27 protein-coding genes are annotated in these 26,332 nt (G+C 45.4%); 22 read left to right on the top strand and 5 right to left on the bottom strand.

Annotation, left to right across the window (positions count from 1 at the left end; genetic code table 11):
* Positions 1-2 precede the first annotated feature (2 nt).
* The 14 genes from K2Q26_01415 to K2Q26_01350 all read left to right on the top strand — a co-directional run bounded on the left by K2Q26_01415 (position 3) and on the right by K2Q26_01350 (position 11,878).
* Entirely contained in the window at positions 3-2,609 is a 2,607-nt protein-coding gene (locus K2Q26_01415; protein ID MBY0314146.1) for an insulinase family protein, read from the top strand.
* A gap of 3 nt (positions 2,610-2,612) precedes the next feature.
* Positions 2,613-3,167, top strand: a complete 555-nt coding sequence (locus tag K2Q26_01410; GenBank protein ID MBY0314145.1) for a hypothetical protein — start codon at positions 2,613-2,615, stop codon at positions 3,165-3,167.
* 145 nt (positions 3,168-3,312) lie between these two features.
* On the top strand, positions 3,313-3,942 hold the full coding sequence (locus K2Q26_01405; GenBank protein MBY0314144.1) for a hypothetical protein: 630 nt from the start codon (positions 3,313-3,315) through the stop codon (positions 3,940-3,942).
* Between the two features lie 64 nt (positions 3,943-4,006).
* Positions 4,007-4,420: a twin-arginine translocase TatA/TatE family subunit gene (locus tag K2Q26_01400; protein ID MBY0314143.1), complete on the top strand. Its 414-nt coding sequence runs from the start codon at positions 4,007-4,009 to the stop codon at positions 4,418-4,420.
* Positions 4,398-5,156 (top strand): twin-arginine translocase subunit TatC, encoded by a 759-nt coding sequence (gene tatC, locus K2Q26_01395; protein ID MBY0314142.1) that lies wholly within the window; start codon positions 4,398-4,400, stop codon positions 5,154-5,156. Before K2Q26_01400 ends, tatC begins: the two co-directional genes overlap by 23 nt.
* 57 nt (positions 5,157-5,213) lie before the next feature.
* Positions 5,214-6,698, top strand: a complete 1,485-nt coding sequence (locus tag K2Q26_01390; protein ID MBY0314141.1) for a metallophosphoesterase — start codon at positions 5,214-5,216, stop codon at positions 6,696-6,698.
* Between the two features lie 140 nt (positions 6,699-6,838).
* Positions 6,839-7,033 (top strand): hypothetical protein, encoded by a 195-nt coding sequence (locus tag K2Q26_01385; protein ID MBY0314140.1) that lies wholly within the window; start codon positions 6,839-6,841, stop codon positions 7,031-7,033.
* A gap of 158 nt (positions 7,034-7,191) precedes the next feature.
* Positions 7,192-7,764 carry a 50S ribosomal protein L21 gene (rplU, locus tag K2Q26_01380; protein ID MBY0314139.1) on the top strand — a complete coding sequence of 191 codons (573 nt, stop codon included), beginning with the start codon at positions 7,192-7,194 and terminating at the stop codon, positions 7,762-7,764.
* Between the two features lie 26 nt (positions 7,765-7,790).
* Positions 7,791-8,066: a 50S ribosomal protein L27 gene (gene rpmA, locus K2Q26_01375; protein ID MBY0314138.1), complete on the top strand. Its 276-nt coding sequence runs from the start codon at positions 7,791-7,793 to the stop codon at positions 8,064-8,066.
* A gap of 67 nt (positions 8,067-8,133) precedes the next feature.
* Positions 8,134-9,162, top strand: a complete 1,029-nt coding sequence (obgE, locus tag K2Q26_01370) for a GTPase ObgE (GenBank protein ID MBY0314137.1) — start codon at positions 8,134-8,136, stop codon at positions 9,160-9,162.
* A gap of 1 nt (position 9,163) precedes the next feature.
* Complete coding sequence (nadD, locus tag K2Q26_01365) at positions 9,164-10,210, top strand: nicotinate (nicotinamide) nucleotide adenylyltransferase (GenBank protein ID MBY0314136.1); 1,047 nt, start codon at positions 9,164-9,166, stop codon at positions 10,208-10,210.
* Between the two features lie 2 nt (positions 10,211-10,212).
* Positions 10,213-10,686 (top strand): 23S rRNA (pseudouridine(1915)-N(3))-methyltransferase RlmH, encoded by a 474-nt coding sequence (locus K2Q26_01360; protein MBY0314135.1) that lies wholly within the window; start codon positions 10,213-10,215, stop codon positions 10,684-10,686.
* A gap of 3 nt (positions 10,687-10,689) precedes the next feature.
* Positions 10,690-11,298, top strand: a complete 609-nt coding sequence (locus K2Q26_01355) for a DUF3267 domain-containing protein (protein ID MBY0314134.1) — start codon at positions 10,690-10,692, stop codon at positions 11,296-11,298.
* Positions 11,282-11,878, top strand: a complete 597-nt coding sequence (locus tag K2Q26_01350) for a DUF3267 domain-containing protein (protein ID MBY0314133.1) — start codon at positions 11,282-11,284, stop codon at positions 11,876-11,878. The genes K2Q26_01355 and K2Q26_01350 overlap by 17 nt, the downstream gene beginning before the upstream one ends.
* Before the next feature lie 6 nt (positions 11,879-11,884).
* Here K2Q26_01350 and K2Q26_01345 read toward each other — a convergent pair whose 3' ends face one another.
* Positions 11,885-13,759, bottom strand: coding sequence for a potassium transporter Kup (locus tag K2Q26_01345; protein MBY0314132.1), 1,875 nt, complete (start codon positions 13,757-13,759; stop codon positions 11,885-11,887).
* A gap of 412 nt (positions 13,760-14,171) precedes the next feature.
* Here K2Q26_01345 and K2Q26_01340 point away from each other — a divergent pair, with 412 nt between their 5' ends.
* From K2Q26_01340 to tadA, 5 genes are all read left to right on the top strand, one after another.
* Complete coding sequence (locus tag K2Q26_01340) at positions 14,172-14,702, top strand: hypothetical protein (protein MBY0314131.1); 531 nt, start codon at positions 14,172-14,174, stop codon at positions 14,700-14,702.
* 78 nt (positions 14,703-14,780) lie between these two features.
* Positions 14,781-15,461: an outer membrane lipoprotein carrier protein LolA gene (locus K2Q26_01335; protein MBY0314130.1), complete on the top strand. Its 681-nt coding sequence runs from the start codon at positions 14,781-14,783 to the stop codon at positions 15,459-15,461.
* On the top strand, positions 15,458-16,828 hold the full coding sequence (rimO, locus tag K2Q26_01330; GenBank protein ID MBY0314129.1) for a 30S ribosomal protein S12 methylthiotransferase RimO: 1,371 nt from the start codon (positions 15,458-15,460) through the stop codon (positions 16,826-16,828). The genes K2Q26_01335 and rimO overlap by 4 nt, the downstream gene beginning before the upstream one ends.
* A complete protein-coding gene (locus tag K2Q26_01325) occupies positions 16,803-17,357 on the top strand; it encodes a DUF2878 domain-containing protein (GenBank protein MBY0314128.1) in 555 nt (184 codons plus the stop codon). The genes rimO and K2Q26_01325 overlap by 26 nt, the downstream gene beginning before the upstream one ends.
* A 72-nt stretch (positions 17,358-17,429) precedes the next feature.
* Positions 17,430-19,700, top strand: a complete 2,271-nt coding sequence (gene tadA / locus K2Q26_01320; GenBank protein ID MBY0314127.1) for a Flp pilus assembly complex ATPase component TadA — start codon at positions 17,430-17,432, stop codon at positions 19,698-19,700.
* A gap of 18 nt (positions 19,701-19,718) precedes the next feature.
* Here the strand turns inward: tadA and hpt are convergent, their stop codons facing one another.
* The 4 genes from hpt to K2Q26_01300 are packed head-to-tail and all read right to left on the bottom strand — an operon-like array spanning position 19,719 to position 22,521.
* The gene (hpt, locus tag K2Q26_01315; GenBank protein MBY0314126.1) at positions 19,719-20,237 is read right to left on the bottom strand and encodes a hypoxanthine phosphoribosyltransferase; all 519 of its coding nucleotides are present in this window, start codon (positions 20,235-20,237) and stop codon (positions 19,719-19,721) included.
* An 8-nt stretch (positions 20,238-20,245) separates the two neighbouring features.
* Entirely contained in the window at positions 20,246-20,959 is a 714-nt protein-coding gene (locus K2Q26_01310) for a tetratricopeptide repeat protein (GenBank protein MBY0314125.1), read from the bottom strand.
* Positions 20,956-21,687, bottom strand: coding sequence for an outer membrane protein assembly factor BamD (bamD, locus tag K2Q26_01305; GenBank protein ID MBY0314124.1), 732 nt, complete (start codon positions 21,685-21,687; stop codon positions 20,956-20,958). The genes K2Q26_01310 and bamD overlap by 4 nt, the downstream gene beginning before the upstream one ends.
* 60 nt (positions 21,688-21,747) lie before the next feature.
* Positions 21,748-22,521, bottom strand: a complete 774-nt coding sequence (locus K2Q26_01300; protein MBY0314123.1) for a hypothetical protein — start codon at positions 22,519-22,521, stop codon at positions 21,748-21,750.
* A gap of 76 nt (positions 22,522-22,597) precedes the next feature.
* Here K2Q26_01300 and K2Q26_01295 point away from each other — a divergent pair, with 76 nt between their 5' ends.
* From K2Q26_01295 to K2Q26_01285, 3 genes are read left to right on the top strand one after another with little or no spacing between them, the layout of a single operon-like run.
* Positions 22,598-23,974, top strand: a complete 1,377-nt coding sequence (locus K2Q26_01295) for an aminotransferase class III-fold pyridoxal phosphate-dependent enzyme (GenBank protein MBY0314122.1) — start codon at positions 22,598-22,600, stop codon at positions 23,972-23,974.
* A 2-nt stretch (positions 23,975-23,976) separates the two neighbouring features.
* Complete coding sequence (locus K2Q26_01290) at positions 23,977-25,305, top strand: M20/M25/M40 family metallo-hydrolase (protein MBY0314121.1); 1,329 nt, start codon at positions 23,977-23,979, stop codon at positions 25,303-25,305.
* Positions 25,302-26,315 (top strand): arginine N-succinyltransferase, encoded by a 1,014-nt coding sequence (locus K2Q26_01285; protein ID MBY0314120.1) that lies wholly within the window; start codon positions 25,302-25,304, stop codon positions 26,313-26,315. The genes K2Q26_01290 and K2Q26_01285 overlap by 4 nt, the downstream gene beginning before the upstream one ends.
* Positions 26,316-26,332 lie beyond the last annotated feature (17 nt).

Raw genomic sequence — 26,332 nt, 5'->3', positions numbered from 1 at the left:
CAATGATTCACGAATTTACAATCAAGAACGGGCTCAAAGTCATCGGCGTAGAAAGCCACAAATCCCCCGTGGTCTCTGTACAAATGTGGGTGCGAAATGGCAGCGCCGACGAACGCACGGGAGACGAGGGGCTGAGTCATTTCATCGAGCATCTTGTCTTTAAAGGTTCCAAAAAATACAAAGTCGGCGAAATTGCTTCGGTTGTGGAGGCCTGCGGAGGAGAGCTGAACGCCTACACCTCATTTGATCAGACGGTCTATTATGTGACCATTTCGAAAAACTTTTTTGATACGGCTTTAGATGTCATTAGTGAAATGATGGGGACCCCGCTCTTTGATGCGACGGAGATCGATCGCGAACGAGAAGTGGTTCTCGAGGAAATCAAGCGCAGTCACGACAGTCTTTCTCGTCGAGCGAGTCGACAGCTATTCTCCACTTTGTATCCAGAGTATCCGTACTCGGTGCCCGTCATTGGATTTCCAGAAATCATTAAAACAATTTCCGTAGACCGCATCGTTAGTTTTTTTAAAGAACGCTATGTTCCCCAAAATATGTTTTTAGTCGTCACGGGCGATTTTAGTCCTCACGATCTTCAGGAGAAGGTAGAAAAGCATTTCGGATTTCTCCAAAATCTTCCTGCCCAAATTCCAGCGCGTCCGCCAGTGAAGATGAGCGAAAACCGTAAAGTGGTGGTGGAAGAGGCTCCGTTTGAAGAGGGCTTGTTCTACCTCTCTTGGCCGACCACGAATATCTTAAATCCCGATGCCGCTGCACTGGAGGCGTTAGCTTTAATTCTAGGGCAGGGTGCAAGTTCCCGCCTGACTCTCAATCTGCGATTAGATAAAAGTTGTGTCAATTATGTTTCTGCCGGGGCTTGGACTCCTCCCACTCAGGGTTTTTTCTCGATCTCTGCGGGCCTCAATCCCATTCATTTCCCGACCATGCTCGCGGAAATTAAAAATGAGCTTGAAAAGTTTTTTAAGAATGGCGTGACCGCCGACGAATTGCAAAAAGCAAAAATTAATTTTCTCAGTGAAGAGGCCTATTCGATTGAGACCGTGGGAGGATTGGCGCGAAAGTATGGCAGTAGCTATGACGAGGCGAATGATCCGTTCTTTCATGAGAAATACGTCAATCTGTTAAACTCGGTGACGGAAGAACAAATTCTCCGCGTGGCTAAGAAGTACTTGCGCCCGGAACGCGCCCATTTTGTGTCTATTGTTCCTCGCGATAAGCAAAATATAGAAAATATGATTGCGAGCTGGAACTATTCCACTTTCGATGATCTTAAAATTCCTTCCCCAACAGAGCAAAGAGTAACAACGATTCAGCGCAAGAGTTCGTTGCGAGCCGATTCCGATTGTGAAAAGGCTGTTTTTGCCAACAAGTCTCAAGCGGTGTGGAAGTCGAGCTCCACGGCTCCGGTATTTAGCATGCGCTTAGCCTTTTTAGGCGGTGGCCGCGTTCTTTCTCCGAAGCAAGCGGGGCTCACCGAACTCCTTTCTCGCGTTTGGGCCGCGAAGACTAAAAACATCAGTGAGATTGAGTTGCGTACCCGCATCGACACTCTTGCAAGCAGTGTCTATTCATTCTCTGGAAGAAATTCCTTGGGGTTAGTGGTTGAGGGTCTTTCGGAATTCGAGCCCTATTTGGCGGAAATTTGTAACGATGTTCTTTGTAATTTTGAGATCACCGACGATGTCGTTGATCGCGAGCGAAATGTTCTCCTCGAGGCTCTGCGATCCAGAAAAGATTCGCCGACAACAACGGCATCATTGATGTTCAATAAACTCATTTATGGGAATCACCCGTACGCTATGGATCTTTTGGGGAGCGAAGAAACGCTCAAATCGATCAAGGCGAAAGATATTATCGCCTACCTCAAATCCTACATTGATCCTCAGCGCGCGGTGATGTCGCTCTCTGGGGATTTTGACGAAAAAACATGGTTGCCAATGATCGAGGCTTTGCCAACGATCCCAAGAATGAATGGGTATGTTGATCCGCAAGTTCACGTGAACGTGAAGGAACTTACATCAAATCAGGTGGGTTACGAAACAGCCACCAAAGAGCAAACTCATTTACTCTACGGATTTCACGGCTTGTCTTTAACCGATAAAGATCGTTTTGCCTTACAGATTATTGAATCGGTTCTGTCAGGACAAGGTGGCCGGCTCTTTATCGAGCTTCGCGATAAAGCCTCTTTAGCCTACAGCGTATCTCCAATAAAAATGGAAGGTATCGAGACGGGTTATTTTGGCGCCTACATCGGTTGCTCTCCCGAGAAGTCAGACACGGCTCTCAGTATGATGCGCGTTGAGTTTGATAAGCTGATGCAACACAAAGTTCCTATGGATGAACTCCAAAGGTCCAAGAATTATTTGATGGGTCGGCATGATATTGACCTTCAAAAGAATTCGGCAGTGGCCTCGGCGCTCACTTTTGGAACTCTTTATGGTTTACCCATTGAGGAAGTTTTTGATTACGCCAAGTTTATCAATTCGGTAACGAGTGACGATGTTCAACGAGTCGCTCAAAAGATTTTCGCTCAGAAGTCAGTGGTGGTCGCCGTAGGACCCACGCGACCGACGTTTCAGGCAGTGGTGTAGGAAGTGCGTACAAGATTTAAGCTTTTTGCACCGCTCGTGGGCCTCGTCGTCGCGTGTACGGCGCTTCAAACTCCGTTACGAAAAATCTCGAATCAAGATTCCGAGGACTCGCGTGGGAGCGACGTAGTTTATTATTTTGCACCCCACCAAACAACGATGGTGGTGCAGGGGAAAGACATAGAATTTGAACCAGGTCGAACTTCTTTTGAGTACAAAAGCGGGAACAGCAGTTGCGAGTTTAAGACTCTATCTCCCGTAGATCCCACGCGAGGGTTTATAATTCCCGCACATTCGGTGGCCGTTCTTTTCAAAGTCGATGGGATAAATGCTCACGTGGACAATAAAGGGAACATTCACGAAGCGAATATACTTTACTATTTTCGAGCGCCCGGGACCAATATCATCTCGTTTACCCTCAAATGTTTCAGTGTTGATGGTAAAATGGTGACTCGAATTTCTCCTGGAGATCTTCAGCTTTTAGTTGGACCTCTTGCGACTATCGCAAGCTCTGGTGGGCTGTTGAAAATGAATTTACTCCACCGGAGCCGTCTTCCGTAGCTATTGTCCCCTAGTCTTAAAGCCAGAATTGTATAAGTTTGTCTTATACTGAGACAAATTCTTGAACATTTTTAATAAAAAATTTCGAGCTCGGTCCGAACCTTGTTAAAATGGGAGAAGATATTTAAAGGCGGTTCATAAAACAATGAGTGATGGTGGGGGAAGATCAACAGTTTCTTTGTGTGTGGACGTGAAACAGTTTTTCCGTCAGTCCTTAAACGAAGCTCTCATTGAGTGCCATGTCGAGACCTATCCTGTCGTCGAAAGTTATCTTGTAGACATTCTCGAATATTATTCAATCACCGAGCGTCTTTACGATGCTGAAAACGATTCGGGGCGAAAGACGCGTGATACTCTTGCCGAAATGTTGTTAAAAGCCAACTCATCTTCTCCTCGAGCGCGAATCGAGCTCTTGAAAAAATTAGGTGATAGCTCTCTTTATATCAGTGGTTTTTTTGGGGACTCTTTGCAACGCAAGGTCGTTGATGTCGACTACTATATCGATATGGGGAGCACGGCCTATAGCTCTCTTTCTCACGGAATTTATGAAGACACATTCGCTAAGCTTTATAAAGAAATTGCCTTCCGTTTTAACCAGTTTGTCGATGTTTTTGCGGTGATGAGCCGACGAACTATGACGACCGATGGTGATAATATTTTCAGAATGATGGATATCTACGCCAAAACAGGGTCTCAGCGCACGCAGGAAACCTTGATCCAAAAAGGTGTCTTCGTCCCACCTCCGGATCAGATCAAGCGCGCGAAAAACCAATAGACTCGCCGGGAAATCCTGGAGTTCCGGATGACTTTCTTGATCTTCGGCGATAGAGTCACCTCACATGTTTAATCTTGGATTTACCGAAATTATAGTTATTGGTGTTTTGGCGCTGGTTCTCATCGGACCTAAACAGCTTCCGGAAGTGGCCAAAGCCCTGGGGCGGTTGGTGAGCGAGTTCAAGCGTGCCACCGAAGATCTGTCCGGTGGGCTTCTCGACGTGCGAAAAGATCTTAAGCGCCCCATGCAAGATGTGATGAATCAAGTGAAGGACGCCATGCGAGAGCCGACTCAAGATGTAAAAGATTCCATTTCGGATCCCATCGAAGATCTCAAGCAAAGTGTTCGTAAAAATAGGAACGGCACCAAAATTAGCGACGAAGTGATTCGCATCAAGCAAGATCTCGAAGCGAGTATCGACAACAGCGGAACAACACCCAAAGACGAAAGCTCCGATGAAAAAACACGAGACAGCTAAGCAACAATATCCACAGGATAATTATACGCTGGTTGAGCATCTCACAGAGCTTCGCAGTCGTTTAATTTATTGTATTTTTGCGGTGGGTGTTTTTGCAATCGTCGGTTGGATTTTTAGTGAACAAATTTTTGATTACATCCGCAAGCCGATCGAGCCCTATCTTCCCAGCGGAGGGTTGGTTTTTACAGCTTTGACCGACAAATTTATGGCTCATGTGAAGGTGGCGGTTCTCACGGGGATCGTTGCGGCGTGCCCGGTGTGGATTTTTCATATTTGGCGTTTTGTGGCACCAGGTCTCTATAGCAACGAAAAGAAGTTTGGAATTATCTTTATCGCATTGGGCTCTTTACTGTTTCTGGTGGGGATATCCTTCGCCTACTTTTTAGTGATGCCCCTCGCCTGCAAAGAGCTCATCTATTTCGGGGGAACTACAGATAAGCCGATGATTACGATCAGTGAGTATATGTCGTTTTTTATGACGACCTTACTGCTCTTTGGCGCCGCTTTCGAAATGCCTTTGATTTTGAATCTTCTAGGAATCATGGGCATAGTCACAAGTCGAGGTCTTCGGCACGTTCGTCGCTACGCGATCGTTGGCATATCGGTGGTGGCCGCAATCTTTACACCTCCGGATGTTATGAGTATGATGTTACTCGGTGTCCCGTTATGTTTGTTGTACGAGGCCTCTATCTGGATTCTTTACTTTATCGAGCCGGCGGCGAATAAGCGCCAATAGACGCCGGGAAACGCCGAGGAAAGTTAGTCGAATAAATACGAGCAAACAAAAAGTACTATGGCAGAGATCGAAAACACTTTAGACCTCCACGAAGAAGTGGATTTTGAAAAGGCAGAATACACCGCGATTCTGAGCGATCTGCATTTGTGCGAAGCGGAACCTCCCAATAAACGTCACCCTTTGTGGAAGAAGTTTAAGACGCGTGAGTTTTTCTTCGATCACGAGTTCAAAAAGTTTTTGGAATTCATCCACGAAAAAGCCAATGGTAAATCTATAGAGTTGATTCTTAATGGCGATATTTTTGATTTTGACAGCGTCACTCGCCTTCCAGAGGCTCCCAGTTACCATGTCTCTTGGCTAGAGACTCGGCGGGGACTCGACCCGGAAAGAGAAAAATCCGTTTTTAAAATGGAAGTCATCTTGGGCGACCACCCGGAGTGGGTCAATGCCCTGTCCTGGTTTATTAAGGAAGGGCATCGGGTCATTTTTGTGATTGGAAATCATGACCTCGAGCTTCACTGGACGGATGTTCAAAGGAAAATCTTGGATTCGTTAGAGCTCGATAATTTTCAACGCCGGCATGTTCGTTTTGTGGAGTTTTTCTACGTGAGCAATAAAGACACTCTGATCGAGCACGGCCATCAGTACGATCCGTACTGTTCAATGCGCGATCCGATCAATCCGATTGTCATCGACTATAATCGGCTCCTGATTCGAATGCCTTTTGGAGACCTAGTGAGTCGCTATATTGCCAATGGCATGGGTTTTTTTAATCCTCATGTCGATGCGAATATGACGATGACGGCCGCGCAATTCGTGGGTGTTTTTTTTAAGTATATGGCCATCGCACAGCCTCTCATTGTATGGACGTGGTTTTGGACATGCATCACCACTTTCGTGCAAACGTTGAAGCACGGAACTCACAAAGAGTTACAAAATCCTCTGACCACAGAAGATCGCATCGAAGCGATTGCTAAAAAAGCCAACGCCACCTCGCGCATGGTGCGCGAGCTTCGCGGTTTGTGCCCTCGTCCGATCTCCGAAAGTCCTCGCCGAGTTCTTAAGGAGTTATGGTTAGACCGGGTGTTTCTTCTCTTATTGAGTTTGTTGGGCCTTCTTTATCTCTTTCTACTCGTCGACAAAATCTACGGGCTTTCGTTTTATTGGCTGTTTTTTCCTCTTCTCTTGTTCTTGCCTCCGTACGTACTTTACAGTCGTTCGGTGTATTCGTACGTGCATCACTACAAAAAACCGGACGAAGAGATCCTGACCGCCGCCGGGATGATCACCTCCACGAAAAGAATTGTGTATGGCCATACTCATTTTATTCGCCACGAAATGATTGGGCCCATAGAGCATTTAAATCCGGGAACCTGGTCCCCGGCATTTTTGGATGTGGAGTGCACTCAGCGCGAGGGCCAGCAGGCATTTGTTTGGATAACGCCTAGCGCAAACGAGGGAGAAGGGCGTAAAGCGCAGCTCATGTACATGGAAAAAGATGTGTTCCCGAGCCCCGCGCCGCAGGATTCGCCTCCGAATTAAGCAAAAACATAAGTCATTCTCGATGTTTGCCCGCTGCAGCAGGGTGGCAAGTCCGCGAATACTAAATGCTTTGAGTTCTAGGACCCCTTCAGATACTGTAGATGAATTAATTGCGCTGAGACGCAATCTGGGAGGTAACAATGGCTGATGTACTTGTTGTTACAAGCAAGGTCAAAAAACACATTAAAGAAAAGTATGGATTTAACACTTCTGCTGAAACTATTGATGTATTAAGCCAAGCTATTGCAGCTCTTTGCCAAAAAGGTGCAGATTCTGCGAAAGCTGATGGACGTAAAACAGTAATGGCTCGCGATATCGTTATTGATCATATTTAATCCTAATGTGATTAAATGAATCTAGAACAAAAGGCCTCTGCCAAGGGGCCTTTTTACTTTATAACCCCCAAATAGCTGAAAAATAGCCCATTTCATTGACAAAACTAGTGCTGCGTGGCACTTAAACCCTTCTTTATATATGTATGTCGGAGGTTTAAATGTACGCGGTAATTCGCACTGGTGGAAAACAATATCGAGTTAAAGCCGGTGATGTTTTAAAAATTGAAAAAATCGAAAAGTCTTTGGGCGAAGAATTTGACCTCTCAGATGTATTAATGATTTCAGGTGAGTCTTCTCACGTTGGATCGCCTCTTGTAAAAGATGGCAAAGTGACTGTTGTTGTCACTCAACAAAGCAAAAGTCCTAAAATCATCATTTTCAAAAGACGTCGTCGCCAAGGCTATCGTCGTTTGACAGGGCACAGACAACCTTACACAGAAATTTTCGTGAAATCGATCGTAGCTCCTAACGGAGAAAAAGAGATCACAGAGAAAAACGCTCCAGTGAAAGATCCTCAAAAGAAGATCGAGCGCGCGATGGCTCAAATGGAAAAAGAACTCCAAGCCGCTGGTTCACAAAAACCAAAAGCTGCAAAGAGAAAAGCCGCTAAAGCCGCTCCTGTAAAAAAAGCAGCAGCTGCTAAGAGAGCTCCAACAAAAGCAAAAGCCAAGAAGACGGCCGCTAAAAAAGCCGCAAAAACGACTGGCAAAAAAACAACTAAGAAGAAGTAATTAGGTATTAAACAAGAGGTGAATGTATGGCATCGAAAAAAGCAGCGGGTAGTACGAAGAACGGTCGCGACAGTCAAAGTAAACGCTTAGGTGTTAAACGCTTTGGTGGTGAGAATGTTTCTTCTGGTACAATTATCGTTCGCCAACGTGGAACAGAATATCATCCTGGGAACAACGTAAAAATGGGTCGTGACCACACGATTTATTCTGTCATCGAAGGACAAGTTAAGTTTGAGAGAATCACTAAGCAAAAATTTAAAATTAGTGTGTATCCAAGCACTAGCGCAGCTAAAACTGCCTAGCTTTCTTTCGCCCGTCCCAATTCCAATGGAGATCCCAGCGCTTTCTTAAATGCTGGGATCGAATTTCATGAAGTTTGTAGATCAAATTCGAATTCAATTGCACTCCGGCCATGGTGGACCAGGTAAGGTCAGCTTTCGTCGAGAATCTGGTATTCCTCGCGGTGGCCCCGATGGCGGTGATGGCGGCCGTGGAGGACATATCGTTCTTCGCGCGACTCGAAACACCAGCTCCCTTTACGCCTATAAGGGAAAAAAGGAGCTTCGTGCCCCCGATGGACAACCTGGCGACTATCAAAAAATGACCGGAGCTGACGGCATGGATATGATCATCGAAGTTCCAGTGGGAACGATGGTCAAAGATCTCGAAGGTAACCTTCTGGCGGATCTCCCTTCGGAACAAGATTTTATTCTTTACGAAGGTGGCCGTGGCGGTAAAGGGAACACGTTCTTTAAAAATAGCGTCAACCAAGCTCCGATGCACGCTCAGCCCGGCGAAGAGGGTCAGGGTGGAGAAGTCATCATCGAAATTAAGGTGATTGCAGATGTAGGAATTATCGGTTTCCCGAATGCAGGAAAATCAACTCTGGTTTCTGCCGTGACCGCTGCTCGTCCGATTATCGCAGACTACCCCTTCACGACGCTAAATCCTCAATTGGGCGTCGTCGTGATTGATGTCGAAAGAAACTTCGTCATCGCCGATATTCCTGGATTGATTAAGGGCGCGCACAAGGGCCAAGGGTTAGGGCACAAGTTTTTGAAACACATCGAGCGCACACGTTGTTTTGTGCATCTCCTCGATGTGAGCGAATTCTCAAATCGCGATGTGTGGCAAGACTTTGCCGACATCAATGAGGAACTCGAAAAATATGATCAGGTGAACGCCGAGTACGACTGGTACAAACCACTCGCCAAACGTCCTCAGGTGGTGGTGTTCAATAAAGTCGACGCCACCTCTCCGGATCGCATCGAAGAGCTCGAAGCGATGTTTAGAAAAAAAGGCGTTAAAGAAATTATTAAAATCTCGGCGGCAACCCGATTGAATCTCCCCCAGCTTGTGAATAAGTTGACGGAGATCGTGTTTAACAAGGATTTATAGAATGAATAACGATCTTATCGCAATTTATGGTGGCACCTTTGATCCCTTTCACATGGGTCATATCTATTGTATCCAAAGCATTTTGGAAAAAAGCAAAATTGACCGGGTCTTTGTGGTCCCAGCCGCGCAAAATCCCCTCAAACAAGCGCAAGAAATCCCATCAGCGAGCCAACGCCTTGAAATGGCAAGAATTGGGGTCGCAGATTTCGACAACGTTGCCGTGGACGATCAAGAAATCAAGCGCGGCGGCAAGAGCTATACTGTCGACACAATTAAAACTTATCTTAAAGAGTACGAACCTCAACAGATCCATTTGGTGATCGGTCTTGACGAGTTCTACCAATTTCATCTCTGGAAAAATTTCGAAACCATCCTCGAGAGCTGTAACCTGATCGTGGTGAGTCGCCCAGGGAATTTACTTCCGGCGACGAAAGAAGATCTCTCGGAACCTTTGCAAAAGTATGTGGGTGCCATTGATCGCAATTACATCGCCTTAACTACGGGACGTTCTGTGGAGTTCCTGCGAGTCAAAGGCTTAGACATCGCCTCCACCGAAATCCGTAAACTTTTAAAGACGGGTCGTGGGGTAGAAAAATTCCTCGATATGAAAGTCGAAGAGTACATTAAAGAAAACAATCTTTATCCTCTGATTGGCCCCAAAATTGGGGATTTTAAAAACTTCACGGAGTTTTGCGGGGATGTGCTTTTCTCAAGAAAAGCACTTAACCTTAGAGGATATGATCTCGCCAAGTTGGGAACAGCTTCCAGTGATTATGTGATTATCGCTTCGGGCACAAGCAAACGGCAAACTCAGTCCCTCGGCGAATCATTAACGAAAGAAGTGAAAAATCAGTACGGCCTAAGCCCGCTCAGTATCGAGGGCATGGAAGAAGGACGTTGGGTCTTGATCGATTACGGTCAATTGATCATCCACCTCTTCTACGATTATGTCCGAATGGAATATAGTCTGGAAAGCTTGTGGAAAAACGGCGTCGACATGCAATTACGCGATAAAAGCGAGAGCGCTGACGAAAACACTCGAGCCTAAGCATGCAAGTGGTGTGTATCGCGGTCAATGATCAAAAGGAAGATTGGTTCAATCTCCTGGCCGCCCACTACAGTAAAAAAATTAAACCTTACGCTAAATTCGAAATCCAATGGATCAAACCGTTCCGTGAATCGCGAGAAGATCTCGAAAAAAAGATCCAAAAGGAAGCGGAAAACATTCTTAATAAAATTGAATCGAATGATGTTGTCGTTGTCTGCGATGAGCGCGGAGAAGCGCTGTCATCCATCAAATTTGCAAAAAAAATCGAACACTATAAAGACACGATCGGTTCAAGACGAGTTGTTTTTATTGTGGGCGGTGCCTACGGATTAGATGTCAGTATTAAGAAGCGCGCTAATATGACTTTACAACTATCCACAATGGTCATGAACCATCACGTGGCGGCCGCGATGCTCTTCGAACAAATCTACCGCGCCTTCACGATCATTAATAAAATCCCCTATCACAACGAGTAGTCGATGAAGTTCTATTTTAACGAGTTACCCGTCCAAAAAAAATTTTATGAGAACAGTTCAGATTGGGTTCGAGTTCTCGAACCAGACTTTAACATACAGCTTCGATGGGGAATGGTGATTGGTTTTACCATTGGATTCATCGTACTTTTGGCTTTTACACATTTTTATAAAGCGGAGCTGAGGGCCGCGAGGGTCACACCTGTTCAGGTGGGCCTACTAGTATTTGGTTTTTTTGCCGTAAATTTCATTCACGAAATTATCCATTTAGTATTACTTCCCCATTGGGGCTTTTCTGAAAAATCAATTATGGCTTTTATACCTAAACAAGGCGTTTTATTTGTAGCGCATCTCGAAGGCATAACGAGATGGAATTATTTATTGGCGTTGGTGGGGCCGCTTTTTTTTCTTTCGATTGTTCCATTAGGCATTTGCATGTATGAACCCAACAAAGTGGTTGTAATTCTCGCCGTCGCAAATCTTGCTGCCTCTGGAGGGGATATGATGAGAGTGTGGGTGATTTATAATCGTGTCCCTAAGGGAGCCTTGGTTCGCACTTACGAACAGCAGACGTATCATTCCACCAGGTATTTTCTTCGTGAAGATCATCTTTAATCAAATTCCTACCGGCCCTCAATTTTACCAAGAAGAGCCGGGGTGGACGAAACATAAAGAGCCTTCATTCAATATATACATTCTTATTGGTTCTGCGATGGGGCTCCTCCTTGCCATGATCGTGACTTTTTTATTTTTGACCTATCTGCGCGACGAAATGCTTGCGGCGAAAAAGACAGCACCAGTCAACCACGGACTCGTTTTTCTGACACTTTGTGGAGTATTTATCGTTCATGAATTGGCCCACATTATTTCTTACCCCGATCGAGGATTGAGTTCTCAATCGTCATTTGTCATATTACCGAGGAAAATGTGCATGGCTGCCGTATTTATCGGCCGGCTCTCTAAGCGCCGTTATATGATCTGCTTATTAGCGCCTATATTTGTAATCACAGTACCATTATTGATCTACTGTTTAGTCACCTTCAACTTCTACGCATTTGTTGCGGCCATCGCAAATTTAGCGGGCGCAGGTCCTGATATCTTTGGTGTGATTCTTATTGCCCGGCGGATTCCGTCGGGGGCCATCGTGCAAAACTATCAGTACGATACCTACTACAAAATGGAAGCCTCTTTTTAAAAGAACTTAAAGTTCGATTTGGACGCCGAGTTCGACGACTTGGTGTCGAGGGATATTAAAGAAGATGATCGCGGCTTCGGAGTTTTTCGTCATAAACGAGAAGAGCTTTTCGCGCCAAATGGCCATGCCTCGATTATGAGTGGCGATGATGGTCTCTTTTCCAAGGAAAAAACTCACATCTTCCATCTTAATTAAATTGGACTGGTCATGAGACGCATCAAAGACGTCGCGCACGTCGGGCTTTTCCATAAATCCGTAATGAGCGATCCAGCGAGAAAATCCGTCTTTGAGTTTGGTGATTTCCAAACGATCTTGTTTTTTAACGTAAGGGACTTCCTCTACACGAATCGTCAGGAAAATGTTCTTTTGATGGAGAACCTTGTTGTGTTTCACGTTATGAAGTAGCGCCAACGGAATTCCCGAGGTCTCCGCCGTCATAAAAATTGCAGTGCCGGGAACTTTGGCCGGCGGTCTAATTTGTATTTGCTCAACAAAAGTATCGAACGGAATTGTATGGCTCTTCATGTATTCGAAGAGAATAATTCTTCCGGTCTTCCAAGTCGTTGTGACTAGGAAAAGGACCGAGGCTAATGCGAGAGGGAACCATCCTCCGTCATGAATTTTAAGAGAGTTCGCGAAGAAGAAAATAAGATCAACACCCATCATGAGGACAAAGCCGATCCCAATAACGATAGGGTTGAGCTTCCACATGCGATAGGCCACTAAGCAGGCTAAAAATGTAGTGATCAGCATGGTCAGTGATACGGCGATGCCGTAAGCCGAGGCGAGGGCGCTGGAAGATTTAAATTCAATCGTCAGCCAAACTGTAAAAGTAAGTAGGGCCCAATTCACATGAGGCATGTAAATTTGGCCTCGAGCTTCGTCCGACGTATGAACGACACGAATTCGCGGCAGGTAGCCGAGGTGAATGGCTTGCTGGGTGATCGAAAACACTCCAGAGATCAGGGCTTGCGAGGCAATTACTGCGGCACATGTCGCGAGGATCACCATTGGATACAAGGCCCAGCTCGGCACTAAGAAATAAAAGGGATTGGTGATAGCTGTGGGATCCGTAATAATCAAAGCGCCTTGCCCCAGGTAATTTAAAATGAGAGCCGGAAAGGCCACATAGTACCAACCTTTACGAATCGGCGAAGGACCAAAGTGTCCCATGTCGGCGTAAAGCGCCTCAGCTCCGGTGACGGCGAGGAAAACAGCACCAAGAACATGGACAATGTGCCATCCTTGTTGAAGCGCAAATTCAATTCCATAGATGGGATTAAATGCTTGAAGCACTTCCGGGGCTTTTAAAACTCCAGAGATCCCGAGGACCGCCAGAGCCGAAAACCAAACAGTGATGACGGGGCCGAAAACTAATCCAATTCTTGCGGAGCCATAGTGTTGAGCCCAAAAAAGCAATACAAGAATAGTGATAGCAATAGGAACGACCACCGGCTTAAAGAGTGGAGTTGCAATCTGTAGACCTTCGACAGCGGCTAAAACGGTAACGGCCGGCGTAAGCACGCCGTCGCTAAAAAGCAAAGCCGCGCCGAAAAGACCAAGGAGAAGAATGGGGGCGCGACGAAATCCCTCCGAGGGACGGAGCGAAGAGATTAGAGCGGTCAAAGCCAGGATTCCGCCCTCGCCTTTGTTGTCCGCCTTCATGACGAATAAGAGATATTTCAACGAAACAATAAGAACAATAGTCCAGATGATCAAAGAAAGTACGCCGAGAACATTAAATGCCGACGGATCCAAGCCACCGTGCCCGGTGAAGGCTTCTCGCAACGTGTAGAGTGGACTGGTTCCGATATCTCCGAAAACAACACCAAGCGCCGCGATTATGAGAGTGAGTTCAGTTCCCGATTTTTGTGATTTCATATCGTATCCCTAAAGAATAGCTGACTGGCCAAGCAGGTCAAAATCTTTAAACAAGAAATGGAGTAAATTCCGATATGACTTTAGAGTCAATAGTCTTAGGCCGACGAAAATTGAGCTGTAAGTAATTGAAATTATTAATAAATTATTCGCCACGTTGTAACTTGAAACTCAGCAATTAACACCAGCCCTACGACCACCGCTCTCCCACGTTCATCTAGAAACAAACTCAATATACAAAGATCGGGCTGCGATTCCGGTACAATAGCGTTGGGATCGGCGGTGTTGAGTCTCAGCGTCGGTTTTATTTTTGCTTTCCATCATTGTTATGACGAAATGGTTTCGATCCTGTTTGATCTGTGCAAGTCGATGGTGGGGGAATGAGCTCTTTTGCGAAAACTGTTGGAAGGAAATCTTGCTCAGATCTCCGCGACGTTTACGCTCTCGTTATCCGGAAGAGTTTGATGGAATCCACCATTACCTGTGGACTTGGACCCCGGTATCGGAGGTGCTTCCCAAGCTCATTTACACTCTCAAATCTCGGGAAATGGTGAATTTTAAAATAGAACTCCTGGAGAAACTGATCGTGCGTGTGCCTCTTTCCCAAGTGAGCGCAGATCATATTGTCTACGTGACTCGCCCAGGGATGGTCTACGACCATACAAGAATTCTTGCTGAGAAGCTCAGTGACCTTCTCAGCTGCCAGCTCAACCCGATTTATCTCAAAAACGATTTAAAAAACTATAAATTAATGAATCGAGCCGATCGCCTCCTCAGTCGAAAGGCGATCCCTCTGCACATCGAGGGAGTTCACCAAAAAAAGGTGCTTTTTATCGATGATGTTTACACGTCTGGGGCGACGGCGAAAGCCGCATGGGAAGCCTTGGGAAAACCCAAAGATTATGGGGCCCTGACGCTCGCTTTTAAACGATATGAGGGAGATTAGAGTCCAATGAGTGAGAAAGTTTTCCATTTCCGAAGGGTTTGGTTGAGGTCTCAGAGGGCCTTTGGTATAAATTTCAAAATGTTCAGCCTTTTAGTTTCCATACTCATTCTGACCTCTTCGGCTGCAGAGAAATCTGTGGATGCGGGCGATATCGAACAAGTGAACACTCTCAAAGAAGTGGATGCTAAATATCAGAAATCAAAATCCATCATTATGGATGTGCAGAAAACCGATCGCATCGCTGCGCTCGAGCAAACAAAGTCTGCTGCGGGAAAAATCTGGATCCGCAAAGGCAAGTTTCGTTTGGAGCTCGAGACCAAAGATGAAAGCAAAGACAAATCAACGATCGTCGCCGATGGCCAACATTTATGGATGGTCACGCCACCACCTAAAGAATTTAAGGGCGCTAAAACTCAAGTCGTGAAAGTTCCCATGAACACGGACCGCGCGCGACAACAAGGGTTACTGCAATTATTGACCGAAGGGGGAGTTCTTAAATATTTCAAGGTGACTGGTACTTCTGTGGAGCGAGGCCGAGTGACTTACTTTTTATCTCCCGATAAAAAAAGTGTGGAATTCCGTCGAGCCCAAGTGGTGATCGATACCGAGGCCAAGAAAATTTTAAGTTTAAAATATTGGGACTCTCTGGATAACGAAACTAATTATGAATTCAGTAAAGTGTCTTTTAATGGCTCTGTGGCAGACAGTTTACTTAAATATTCTCCGCCTAAAGATGCCGATGTGATTACAAATATATGAAGACTGCTATTGCCTCCTCTCCCACTCATAAAGTCCACATGATTAGCTTAGGCTGTCCCAAAAATCTCGTTGATAGCGAGATGATGTTGGGATCCTTAATGAAGGACGGATATCAGATTACCGACGGAGTTGATGAAGCGGAAACAATTATCGTGAACACGTGCAGCTTTATCGACGACGCTAAAAAAGAATCGATTTCAAAAATTCTTGAGGCGGCCGAGTACAAGCAAACAGGGAAATTAAAAAACCTCGTTGTAACGGGCTGCCTTCCCCAGCGTTACAAAGACGAGATCGTCAATGACCTTCCAGAGGTGGATGTTTTTGTGGGCTCAGGAGAATTCCAAAAAATTTCTACGATTCTTAAGGCACGTCAACAGGGTGAGGCCGAAAGACAGTATTTTAATCTCCCGACCTATCTCCAAGAAGAAAACACGCCCCGGGTGAATTCAGAACCATTTTACCGAGCCTATCTTAAAATCTCAGAGGGTTGCTTAAAACGCTGCTCGTTTTGTGCGATTCCCAAAATTCGTGGAAATCTTCAGTCTCGCCGGGTTTCCGCGATCGTCAACGAAGCCAAGCTTCTTGTGGCGGGAGGAGTTCGAGAGATCAATGTGATCTCCCATGATTTTACTGATTATGGCTGGGATCTCCGGCGCAAAGATAAGTCAGTGACGGATTCTCCCTACGAACTTTTAAAAGCTCTCTCGGACATTAAGGGTTTAGACTGGATCCGTCTGTTGTATCTTTATCCAGATGGTTTAGATGTGAATGTTCTTGAGCCGATGAAAGAGCGTCCGAATCTAGTGAAGTACTTCGATATGCCTCTTCAACACATTAGTAACAATATGTTGAAAGTCATGAATCGTAAAATGGTCCGCTCCGAGATCGAAGAAACTTTGAACAATATCCGACGAATTATGCCCGAAGCGATTATTCGCACTCAATTTATTGTTGGTTTTCCTGGAGAAACGGAAGAGGATTTTAACGAACTCGTCGAATTCGTTAAAGAACAAAAGTTTGATCGCGTGGGCTGCTTTACTTACTCTCCTCAAGAGGGAACGGCAGGAGCCAAGATGGTGCAGACAGTGAGCGAAGAAGAAAAAGCTCGGCGCTTTCATAAATTAATGAAGACGCAACAGTCGATCAGCAAAAAGAATCACAAAAAGTATATTGGTCAAATCATTCCGGTGATCATTGATGGCGAGTGTGAGGAGACAGAACTTCTCATGCAGGGCCGTACTTCCCAACAGGCTCCAGGCATTGACGGTGTTGTGCTTATTAACGAGGGTCATGCTGAAGTCGGTGAAATCGTAAATGTAAAAATCACGAGCAGCCACGATTATGACCTTGTCGGCCACATCGTCTAAAGCTCAGTTATTAAATTCCAGCATTTTTTTCGCCGGCCTGCTGGGGTTTCTTATCGCAGCAGTATTGCGAAATAACGATTTGGGCCTAGTGGTCTCATTTCTAGCGGTCATTCTCAATCTTGGCTTTGTTTCTCGTCGCCATCGCGTGGATCTTATCAAAGCCATCACCTGTTTTAGTTTGGGTTTTTTCTTTGAATATTTGAATATGAATTTGCGAACATTTTATTATGAGTTCACACCGACGATTCCGCCGGTGTGGATGTTAGGGTTATGGCCCCTCATTTCGACATTGTTTTTTTCTGCATTCAAAGACTTGTCTTCGCAAGCGCGGTGGAAGATTTTTGCCTGCGGGCTCCCGATTTGTGGGGTTCATATTTTTATGTCGCACTTTGGGCGTATTGAGTTTTTGGAACCGAAGGCGTTAACTTATGGAATAACGGCCTTGATCATTGCGCTTGAATTTTCTGTTGTGGCTTTTATTTGCAAAAAACTCGACGCACGTCCTGAGATCTCACGACCTAAAGCCTGAATTCACCGCATTCCAGGCTTCATTTTTTTCTCTAAAAAGTCGATATAAATCAAAGACTTGAGGAGAACCTCCATGAACTATCACGCATGGTACAGACAGTGGAAATCCAAACTTAAAAACATTTCGGCGCTCGGCGCGGTGAGATATCACGAAGAGAACCACAATTCTCTTGTGATAGAGCTTGCCGGTAAGATCAATTCGGCTCACTACGATCTCTCGTTTTTAACTAAAAATGTTCCTCGAGAGGACATGGAAAAAGACAACTTTGAAACCATTAAGCACGAGTGGTTTTTTACGCTAAAGATCAATACGGAGATTCCTCTCTCTCAGGCGGATTTTGAGACGGTTTCAAATTTTCTGACCGCAGAACTCGGCGAAAACATTAGCCGCTCTCTTCAACGAAAAGACCGATCCGGATATTTTGAGTTCTTTTGTCATTTTTGGGGAGTCTTTCCCGCTGCCGAAGGTGTAGACCATGTGATTCATCATCTTTCCCCTTTGATTGAGGGAAAGCTTTTGACAATTATCAACGAGAAACGAAATACAGAGGTCACCGCTCCAGGCCGCGATGCGGACCTTCAGGCGGTTGGGGTAATGGATCTCGTACAACCCGAAAAAGAAGTTTCTTCGCCATCGACGCTGGAGAATCCGCAGGGGACCAAGTCCGTAAAGCTCAATTATGTACAGTGGCTAGAAAAATTCAAAAAAGAAATCGATTGTGAAGATTTCCTTGAGTCCGTCAACTATGACGAGACTCGTAAAGAACTTCGCTTAAATTTTAGTGGAAGTATAGATGGGGAACCCTGTTGGTTTACCCTCTTAAGCCAAGACGTTGCTAAGGAGGAGATCACTCAACCTCATTTTGAAAATCGGGTTCGCATCTGGCACATTTATTTTCACAGTAACTGGTCGGCGGCCCTCGACGACAACGAGTTTATTGCGGTGGTGAAAAATCTCATCCGTTTTTATCCTGCCGATGAGATGTCCATTAATCGTTTAGTTATGGATGCAGATAACTTCGCATTCTCTGTTTACTTTCAAGATACGGCCCCACAGCCTTTTGCTCTTAATACGATGCTTGAATCTTACATTGAGTTTAAACGGCGTTACCCCCAAGAAATTCGGCAACGTCTTTTTAAAAACGCAACGGTGCTTCAGTTTCGTAAAGCGATGTCACAGTCGTTGGCGAGTTCAACAATTGAACCTCGTGAAGAGCTTTACACCCAGCTAGAAAAAGAAAACTTTGCATTGCAAATGAATTTAGATCAGAAGGCTCGACTGGTCGAGATGATTTACTGTGAGGAGTTCACCGGTGGTCCTATAGAAGATTTGCTAGAAATGCAGGTCTCTAAAATCATGATCAACGGCCCGGAGGATATATTTATCGAGGAGAATTGTCAGATTCAGAAAACGTTCTTTAACTTTGTATCGGCGTCTTCGCTAAATAAAGCGGCACTGTATCTTTTAAAAAGATATGGGGTGGATACGCCAGAGCGTTTAGAGGCGGGTGTTTATAAGCTGATCTATAAAGGATCAGAGTTTGCGTTTAATGTTCATGAATCTGCAGGCAAATTTTACTTTGTGATTTCCGCGATGAAGTTTCACGCCGTGAGTTTGGACTTACTGACGAAGTATGGGTCCCTCAACCCAGAGATGAATGATTTTTTAAAATCAGTCGTAGGTTGTAGACGCAATGTTCTGGTGTGTGGTTCTACTGACAGTGGGAGAACTCAATTCGTCTCCGCATTAGCCGCAGTCATCTCTCCGCGCCTAAGAATTTTGCACTTCGGTCCTAACCCCTATCATACGGAAGGGTCAGAGTATAATTACGTCCATTCTCAAAACAGTGCCGATCTACTAGAAACGATCGGTCATATGCATCCCGAGATAGTGGTCGTGGAAAATCTTAAGGACCAAGAGGTGTGGCCCCTGGTTCGTGCGACGGCCGAAAATACAGTGGTGTGTGGTGCCGCCAGCCGCTCTCCTGAAGACGCATTTGGAAAGTTGGAATGCCTAGCAAAAATCGGAAAAGTGGGACTTGATAGTCAAGGAGTCCATCAATTTCTCGATAACGCTTTCGAGATTATTGTCCATCTGGAGAGTCTCGAAGATGGAAGTCGTAAAGTGTCCCGCATCTGCGAGGCTGTGAAAGATCGGAATGGAAAGTTAGAGTTCAAAGATATTTTCTACTTTAAAAAGATAGGAATAGATGAATCTCGTGTGATCGGGGAACATATTTCCACAGGACATGTGCCGCAATTTGTACACCAAGCATTGCACTCTAAAAACCCGGGCATCACCTATGACCTGTCACTGTTCTCGAGAACTAAAAAAGCATCCTAATCGGTACCCGGTACCGATTTACATTTTGAATGAGAAGATGTCGCGATAGTTGCGGCCGATTTCGTCGGAATCCATGCCATAACCGACGACATAACGATCATCAATTGTCATGCCGGTATAGTCGGGCTTGAGCGGAAGCTCGCGGCGAGCGGGCTTATCTAATAGAGTTAACACCTTGAGAGAAGCTGGTCGCGCAGAGCCCAAGCGATCTAGCAAAAAGCTGAGCGTGCGGCCGGCGTCTATGATCTCTTCCACAACGATGACATTCTTGCCGGTAATATTGATCGTAATATCTTTTAGAATTTGGACGGCGCCCCCTTTTTCGGTGGACTTCAAGTAGACGAAATCGATTTTTTGCTGAAGACTGATATTTCTCATGAGATCAGCCACAAAAAATAATGAACCCTTCAGAGGGCAGATAAAAATAATTTCCCGCCCGTGATAATCAATTTCAATTTCTTTGGCCAGACGAAAAACCGTTTCCTGCACTTTTTTGGCAGTAATCAACTGGGTCATGTTTTCTTTAAGCTGAGCCATACATTACCTCACAAATTCAAATCATTCAGGCGCTGGCGCCAAGAATCGATTTCTGGAAGAGTTCCGTTTTTCATTTGCATTTTATCAAGCTCAAAAAGGGCACGATCTTTCTTGCCGGTCTTTTCATAGGCTTCGACCAGTTTTAAGTGGGTATCCACTTTGTAATCGCTCGAGAGAGAATTTTCAAAAGCGCTGATGGCTTGCTCGTCGTTATTAAGTTTCATAGAGCTTTCGCCGAGGCGACGAGAAAATTCACTGATATTCGGAGCTAACTCCATCGCCTTTTTAAACTGTTCGCAGGCATCCGAAAACATGTTGGCCAGGAAGTACATATCTCCAAGTTCGCCGTGCTTGCGCGCCAATTTCTCTTTAAGATTGGTATCTTCGCCGCCACGCTGTTTACGCTTCATCGCTGAATACGCCGTTTCGAAAACTTTTTTGGCCTCGTCGTATTTTCCAAGGTCATTTAAAATGATCGATAAGCCGACGCTGGAATCGGTAAATTCGGGATCAATTTCTAGAGATGCCTTAAAGAGCTGAATGGCGCGTTTAAGATTTCCGCGGTCAAATGTGATTGTCGCTAACATGTAAGGGATTTCTGGATTTTGGGCTCCGTCGCTTTGCAATTGCATAAGAAGGGGCTCGGCCAATCGGTAATGACCTTTTGTAAAATGGTCACGAGCGGTATTCATCAGTTCTTCTTGGCGTTCCGTTAGCATCACAATCCTCCCTTGGCGGTTTGGGCTTCGCTAGAATTGGGATGGTCCTTGAGAAGTTGGGTGAGATAAATTTGCATTTTGTCTGGGATTTCCGCTTTTTTCGCGGAAGATGCGGCCTTGAGCAATACGTGCGGAACTCTGGAGTTCTGTGGATAAGACTGGAGAAATTGTTCATAACGAGTCAGTGCGCTCATATATTTTTTTTGTCCAAAGTAAAAGTCGGCGATGTAGACTTCTTTATCAGCCAACATTTGCACCAGCTTAAAGCGCTTTTCTTTGGCCTCAGGTTCGTACTGTGAGCGTGAATAGTGAGTCAGAATTTCATCGTAATAAGAGATCGCTTGAGTCGCATTGGTGAGGTCACGATCAACTGTGGTCGGAAGTTGCTCGCGCAAACTTTCGGCAGCTCGAAAGGTCACATAATCGCTGCGTGGATGACGGGGGTGAAGTTCTTTAAACGTGCGATAGGAATTGAAGGCTTCTGGGAATTCCTCTTTTTTAAAATAGCAGTCGGCCACATGCAATTCCGCATCGGGCGCAAGTTTGCTGTACGGAAATTTGTTCGAAAGAGTTTTGTACTGATTAATGGCTTCCTCGTAGCGCTCTTGTTTTTCGTAAAACTCACCTAGAGTAAAGAGACCTTCTGCGGAATTTAGATTCACCTTCGGCTCAGTCACGCAACCGGCGGAGATGAAGACGATGAGAATGTAAAAATAAAAAGACTTTGCCATCGCTCTGCAGTGTATTTATTGGGCGTGGTAAAGTCAAAAAACTTATAGAGACTGGAGGAGCTATATACCGGAATGGATAAAAATCTTATCCTTTTGAATCCAACCGACCTGAATCGAAGACTTTTTGACCTGAATCCACTGATTCTTAGGGTCTTCGGACTCTTGTTTGCGAAGGATCAACACATCTGTACCCTCGGGCAAGTTCACAAGCGACGGAGCGCTCTCGCTGGGTGAAGAGTACAGTGCGGTGTTCCCCTCAATGAGGGTCGCGTGCTCTTCCTGTGCAAAAATAAAAAAGTAATGAGTGGTGACGGTGACTGCGCCTAAAAACAGCAAACCGAATGATGACGGCAAGAACCAATTGGCGGGCCTATCGTTTTTTGTTTTTTGCAGGTTACTCATGGAAAGATACCCACAGCTCAATAGCAACAAACAAGAAGCTCCCAGAAATAACCAAGGGGGAAATCGCAAATACAAAGACTCTAAAAATGAGCGATCGTTGGTGATGGGGAGCTTTTTATGGAGCTGGGAAACGCCCTCCAGAGCCGGCGAGTAGCCTGGAGAAATCCATAGCGCTCTGCGCCAGTAGCCGAGTGCAGCGCCAAAGCGACTTTCTGAAAATTCTACTAGCCCAAGGTTGTAGAGAAGGACTTTATCGTCAGGATTTTGGGTTAAAAGTGTCTTAAAAAGGTCCCTGCTTTTTGCGTACTCCTGTGCCTTGAAAGTCTGGAGTGCTTGAGTGAAAACAGAGTCGGTTTGGCTGTCACCAACAGTGTACGGAAGGTCGCTTCCGTGAGAGAATGTCAGTGTCAGAAAGATAAAAATGGGTAACATAGAAAGCTATATTAATTAAGGACCCAGGCGAAGTGAAGTCCTTTCACCGTCACTGGCAAAAAAATCGGCCTAAGGAGTGAGTGTGTTTGCAGAAAAAGTAAATCAAAAATCTATTCAAGACCATATTCAGAAAATTGTGAGTGAAATCGGTAAATCCGTCGAGGACATTAAAGCCGTTCGCCCACCCCAGCCCGAATTCGCAGAGACCTTTAAGCACGAGATGGACGAGATCGCGGGATTTCGTGGGCGGCCACTTTACTGGTCCTACATTAGCTCAGGCTTAGGACGTGGACCCTACGTGTTATTAAAAGACGGAAGTGTTAAATTAGATTTGATTAACGGGATTGGTGTTCACGTGTTGGGCCACTCTCATCCTAAAGTTCTCCAGGCGTCTCTCGAGGGCTCGATCAAAGATGTCGTGAATCAAGGGCACTTACAAATCGGAGAAGAGTACGTACAGATCTCTAAAAAATTAGTGAACATGGCCAAGGGAAGTCGCCTTAAACACGTTTGGCTATCAACGTGCGGAACTATGGCCAACGAAAACGCGCTGAAGATGGCGCGACAAAAAAACTCTCCCGCAAAATACATTGTAGGAATGGAAAACGCTTTTTCGGGCCGCTCGACAATGATGGCGGAACTGACAGATAATCCCGAGTACAAACAGGGCCTACCCGATTACAACGAAGTTCTGCGAATTCCTTTTTACGATAAATTTGATCCCAAAAGTGCCGATAAATCTTTGCAAGCAATGAAGGCTCATATCGATAAGTACAAAGGGCAAATTGCAGCATTTTCTTTTGAGCCGATGCTTGGAGAAGGTGGTTATCGATCGGCTCCCCTGAGTTTCTTTCAACCGATCTTTGAGGAGTGCCGAAAAAACAATATCGCCATTTGGGCCGATGAAGTTCAAACATTTCTGCGCACGGGTGAAGCTTTTGCGTTTCAAACATTGGGATTTTCGGAATACGTCGATCTCTGCACAATAGCAAAAACCGCACAGATTGGTGCCACATTATACACGTCCGAGTACAACCCCAAACCTGGTTTGATTGCGGGCACCTTTGCCGGGGCCACCGTCGCGATGAGCGCGGGTATCGCCGTTCTCAATGAAGTCGATGATGGAACGTATTTTGGCGAAAATGGAAAAATTCAAAAGATCCACAAAACGTTTGTTTCTGAACTTAACAAGTTGGCTCAGGGAAGCTGCAAAGGGCTTCTTGAAGATCCAGATGGCTTGGGCTTGATGGTCGCAGTGACTCCTTTTTCTGGAGATAAAGAGAAGGTCAATCAGCTGGTAAAGGTGATGTTCAAGAATGGTCTTATGGGCTACACCTGCGGAAAAAAACCAGTGCGTATCCGTTTCCTCGTCCCCGCAATTATCGAAGAAAAAGATATTCAAGCGGCGGCAGCCATTCTCGAAAAGTCTATTCTCGAGATAGCGAAGGGATAAGCTTGGATTTTTTAGAGGCGGCTCAAAAAATTATTTCGATCGAGAGCACTCCCACACAGGGGACGGTGGAGGTCGTTTATTTTTTAAAGAAGCTCGCCGAGGGCATGGGGTTTACCGTAAAAGTAGTGGAAGAGGTGTCTGGCGGTGTGTCGCAAGCTAACATTGTGATTACACCCAACGCGCGTCCGCAAGCACTCATGTTACAAAACCATTTAGATACGATTGATCCAGGGTCTTTTGCACTATGGACGAAGACGGGATTTAATCCTTTTCAAGCCTCCATACGCGGTGGCCATATCTATGGGCTTGGAAGCGCGGATGTAAAGCTCGATTTTTTATGTAAGCTTTTTGCGATGAAAAAGACCGATTGGAATCCATTAAAATCTTCCGTGGCATTACTTGGGACTTTTGGTGAAGAGCAACACATGCGTGGTGCGATCAAGGCGGTTCGCGAACGCTTGGTCAAGCCCACTTTGGCCCTCATCGGGGAGCCTACGGATCTCAATATTGTTTACGCCAGCAAGGGCATAGCGCGAATCGAAATTATTATACCTTATAAAGGCCGCGTGATTGATGAGTGGGGCGAAGACGAAGTGACAGGATCATCGCAAAGTAAAATCTTTCAGGGGCGAGCCGCGCACTCATCGAATCCTGAGCTCGGAGAAAATGCCGTCGTCAAAATGTTGGAATATCTTCTACAGCTTCCCAAGACAATTTCACTTTTAAACATCGACGGAGGCTTAAGTTTTAACACTATCCCTACGCAAGCAGCACTGGAATTCGATCTTGACACTAATAAAGTAGATGATCGCCCTCAGAAGATTCGCGCGATCTACGAAAAGGTGAAGCAGCTTGAGGGTGAGTTTAAAAAATTCCCCGATGCGGCTTTTGAGCCGCCGAATCCAACGATTAATATCGGAATGATTCGTACAAACGAAGATCATATATTAATCACAGGAGCCGTGCGCTGGTCTTCCCACATTTCCGAGACTCAGTACACGCAGTGGATGGCGGAACTTGGCGCGGTTTGTAAAAAACAAAATGCTGTTTTTCGTGTCCTCGATGTAAAAAAACCGTTTCACACTTCCAAGAGCGATTTTGCTCAGCTGTGTCTCAAGGAAATTCAAACGACGTTTCCCGCGGCCACATTGAAAACAGTCCCAGTCACTAACGAAGCGAATGTCTTTAGTAAGCTGGGATTTGAATGTCTCGTTTTCGGACCGGGGCATCGCCAAAACAATTCACACACTCCAGAGGAGCATGTCAGTCTGGCGGACCTCCAAATCGCCGAAGATTTTTACTGTAGAGTGATTCAAAGGATTTGCTCATGAGTTTTATTGTCAGAGGAATTAGAGAAGAAGATTTTGAAGATTTATTAGCGCTGTCAAAGCAATTCACATTATTGAATCTGCCGGCAGAGCCTAAAATTTTAAAAAAGAAAATCCAAACAAGTGTTCAGTCATTTGCAGGTAAACTTAAAAAAGACGACGCGGAATATTTATTCGTCCTCGAGGATCTTGAGGTCAAGCGGGTGATTGGCACCTGTTTAATCATTGCTAAGCATGGCAACGAAAAATACCCCCATTACTTTTTTAAAATTATCGAAAAGAAAAGATTCAGTCCACAGCTCGGCGTGGGCTTTATTCACAGCGTACTGCGCTTAGGGCAAGACACCAATGGGCCGACAGAGATTGGTGGACTACTCTTAGATCGTGCGTATCGCAGTCGACCCGAAAAACTAGGGCGGTTGTTAAGTTTAAGTCGATTTATTTATATGGGAATGCATCCAGAGCGCTTCCAAGATGAAGTTCTATGTGAGTTGAGTCCTCCTCTCACCGACGAAGGAAGAAGTGAGTTTTGGGAGGCATTAGGGCGTCGGTTTACAGGAATGACTTACCACGAGGCCGACCGACTTTCCCAACTCCACAAAGATTTTATTCGTACGCTTTTCCCTGAAGAAGATATTTATCTGAGTCTTTTAGATTCAAAAGTTCGTCTGGTCATGGGAGAGGTGGGTGACGAAACTCGTCCGGCACGCTACCTTCTCGAGAAAATTGGTTTTAAATATCGTAACGAGGTCGATCCCTTCGATGGGGGTCCACACTACAGCGCACCTCTCAAGGACGTTTCTGTGATTAAAAATGGGCAGTGGCTCACGGTCAGCACGGGTACGAGCAAACTAAAAACAGAAACCATGATTGGCTTCGAAGATGAGCGGGGACAATTCACCTGCGGTAAAACCTTAGCGGTGATGGATGGCGATAAAATTCAGTTGAACCCGACTGGGGAACAGCATCTTGAACAATTTGTTGGAAAAAAAGCTTTTTGCTCTAAAATGTAAATAAAGGAACGGAGAAG

This window comes from Bdellovibrionales bacterium (assembly GCA_019750295.1).
Taxonomy (GTDB): domain Bacteria; phylum Bdellovibrionota; class Bdellovibrionia; order Bdellovibrionales; family JAGQZY01; genus JAIEOS01.
This window is presented reverse-complemented; position numbering and strand designations above follow the sequence as displayed.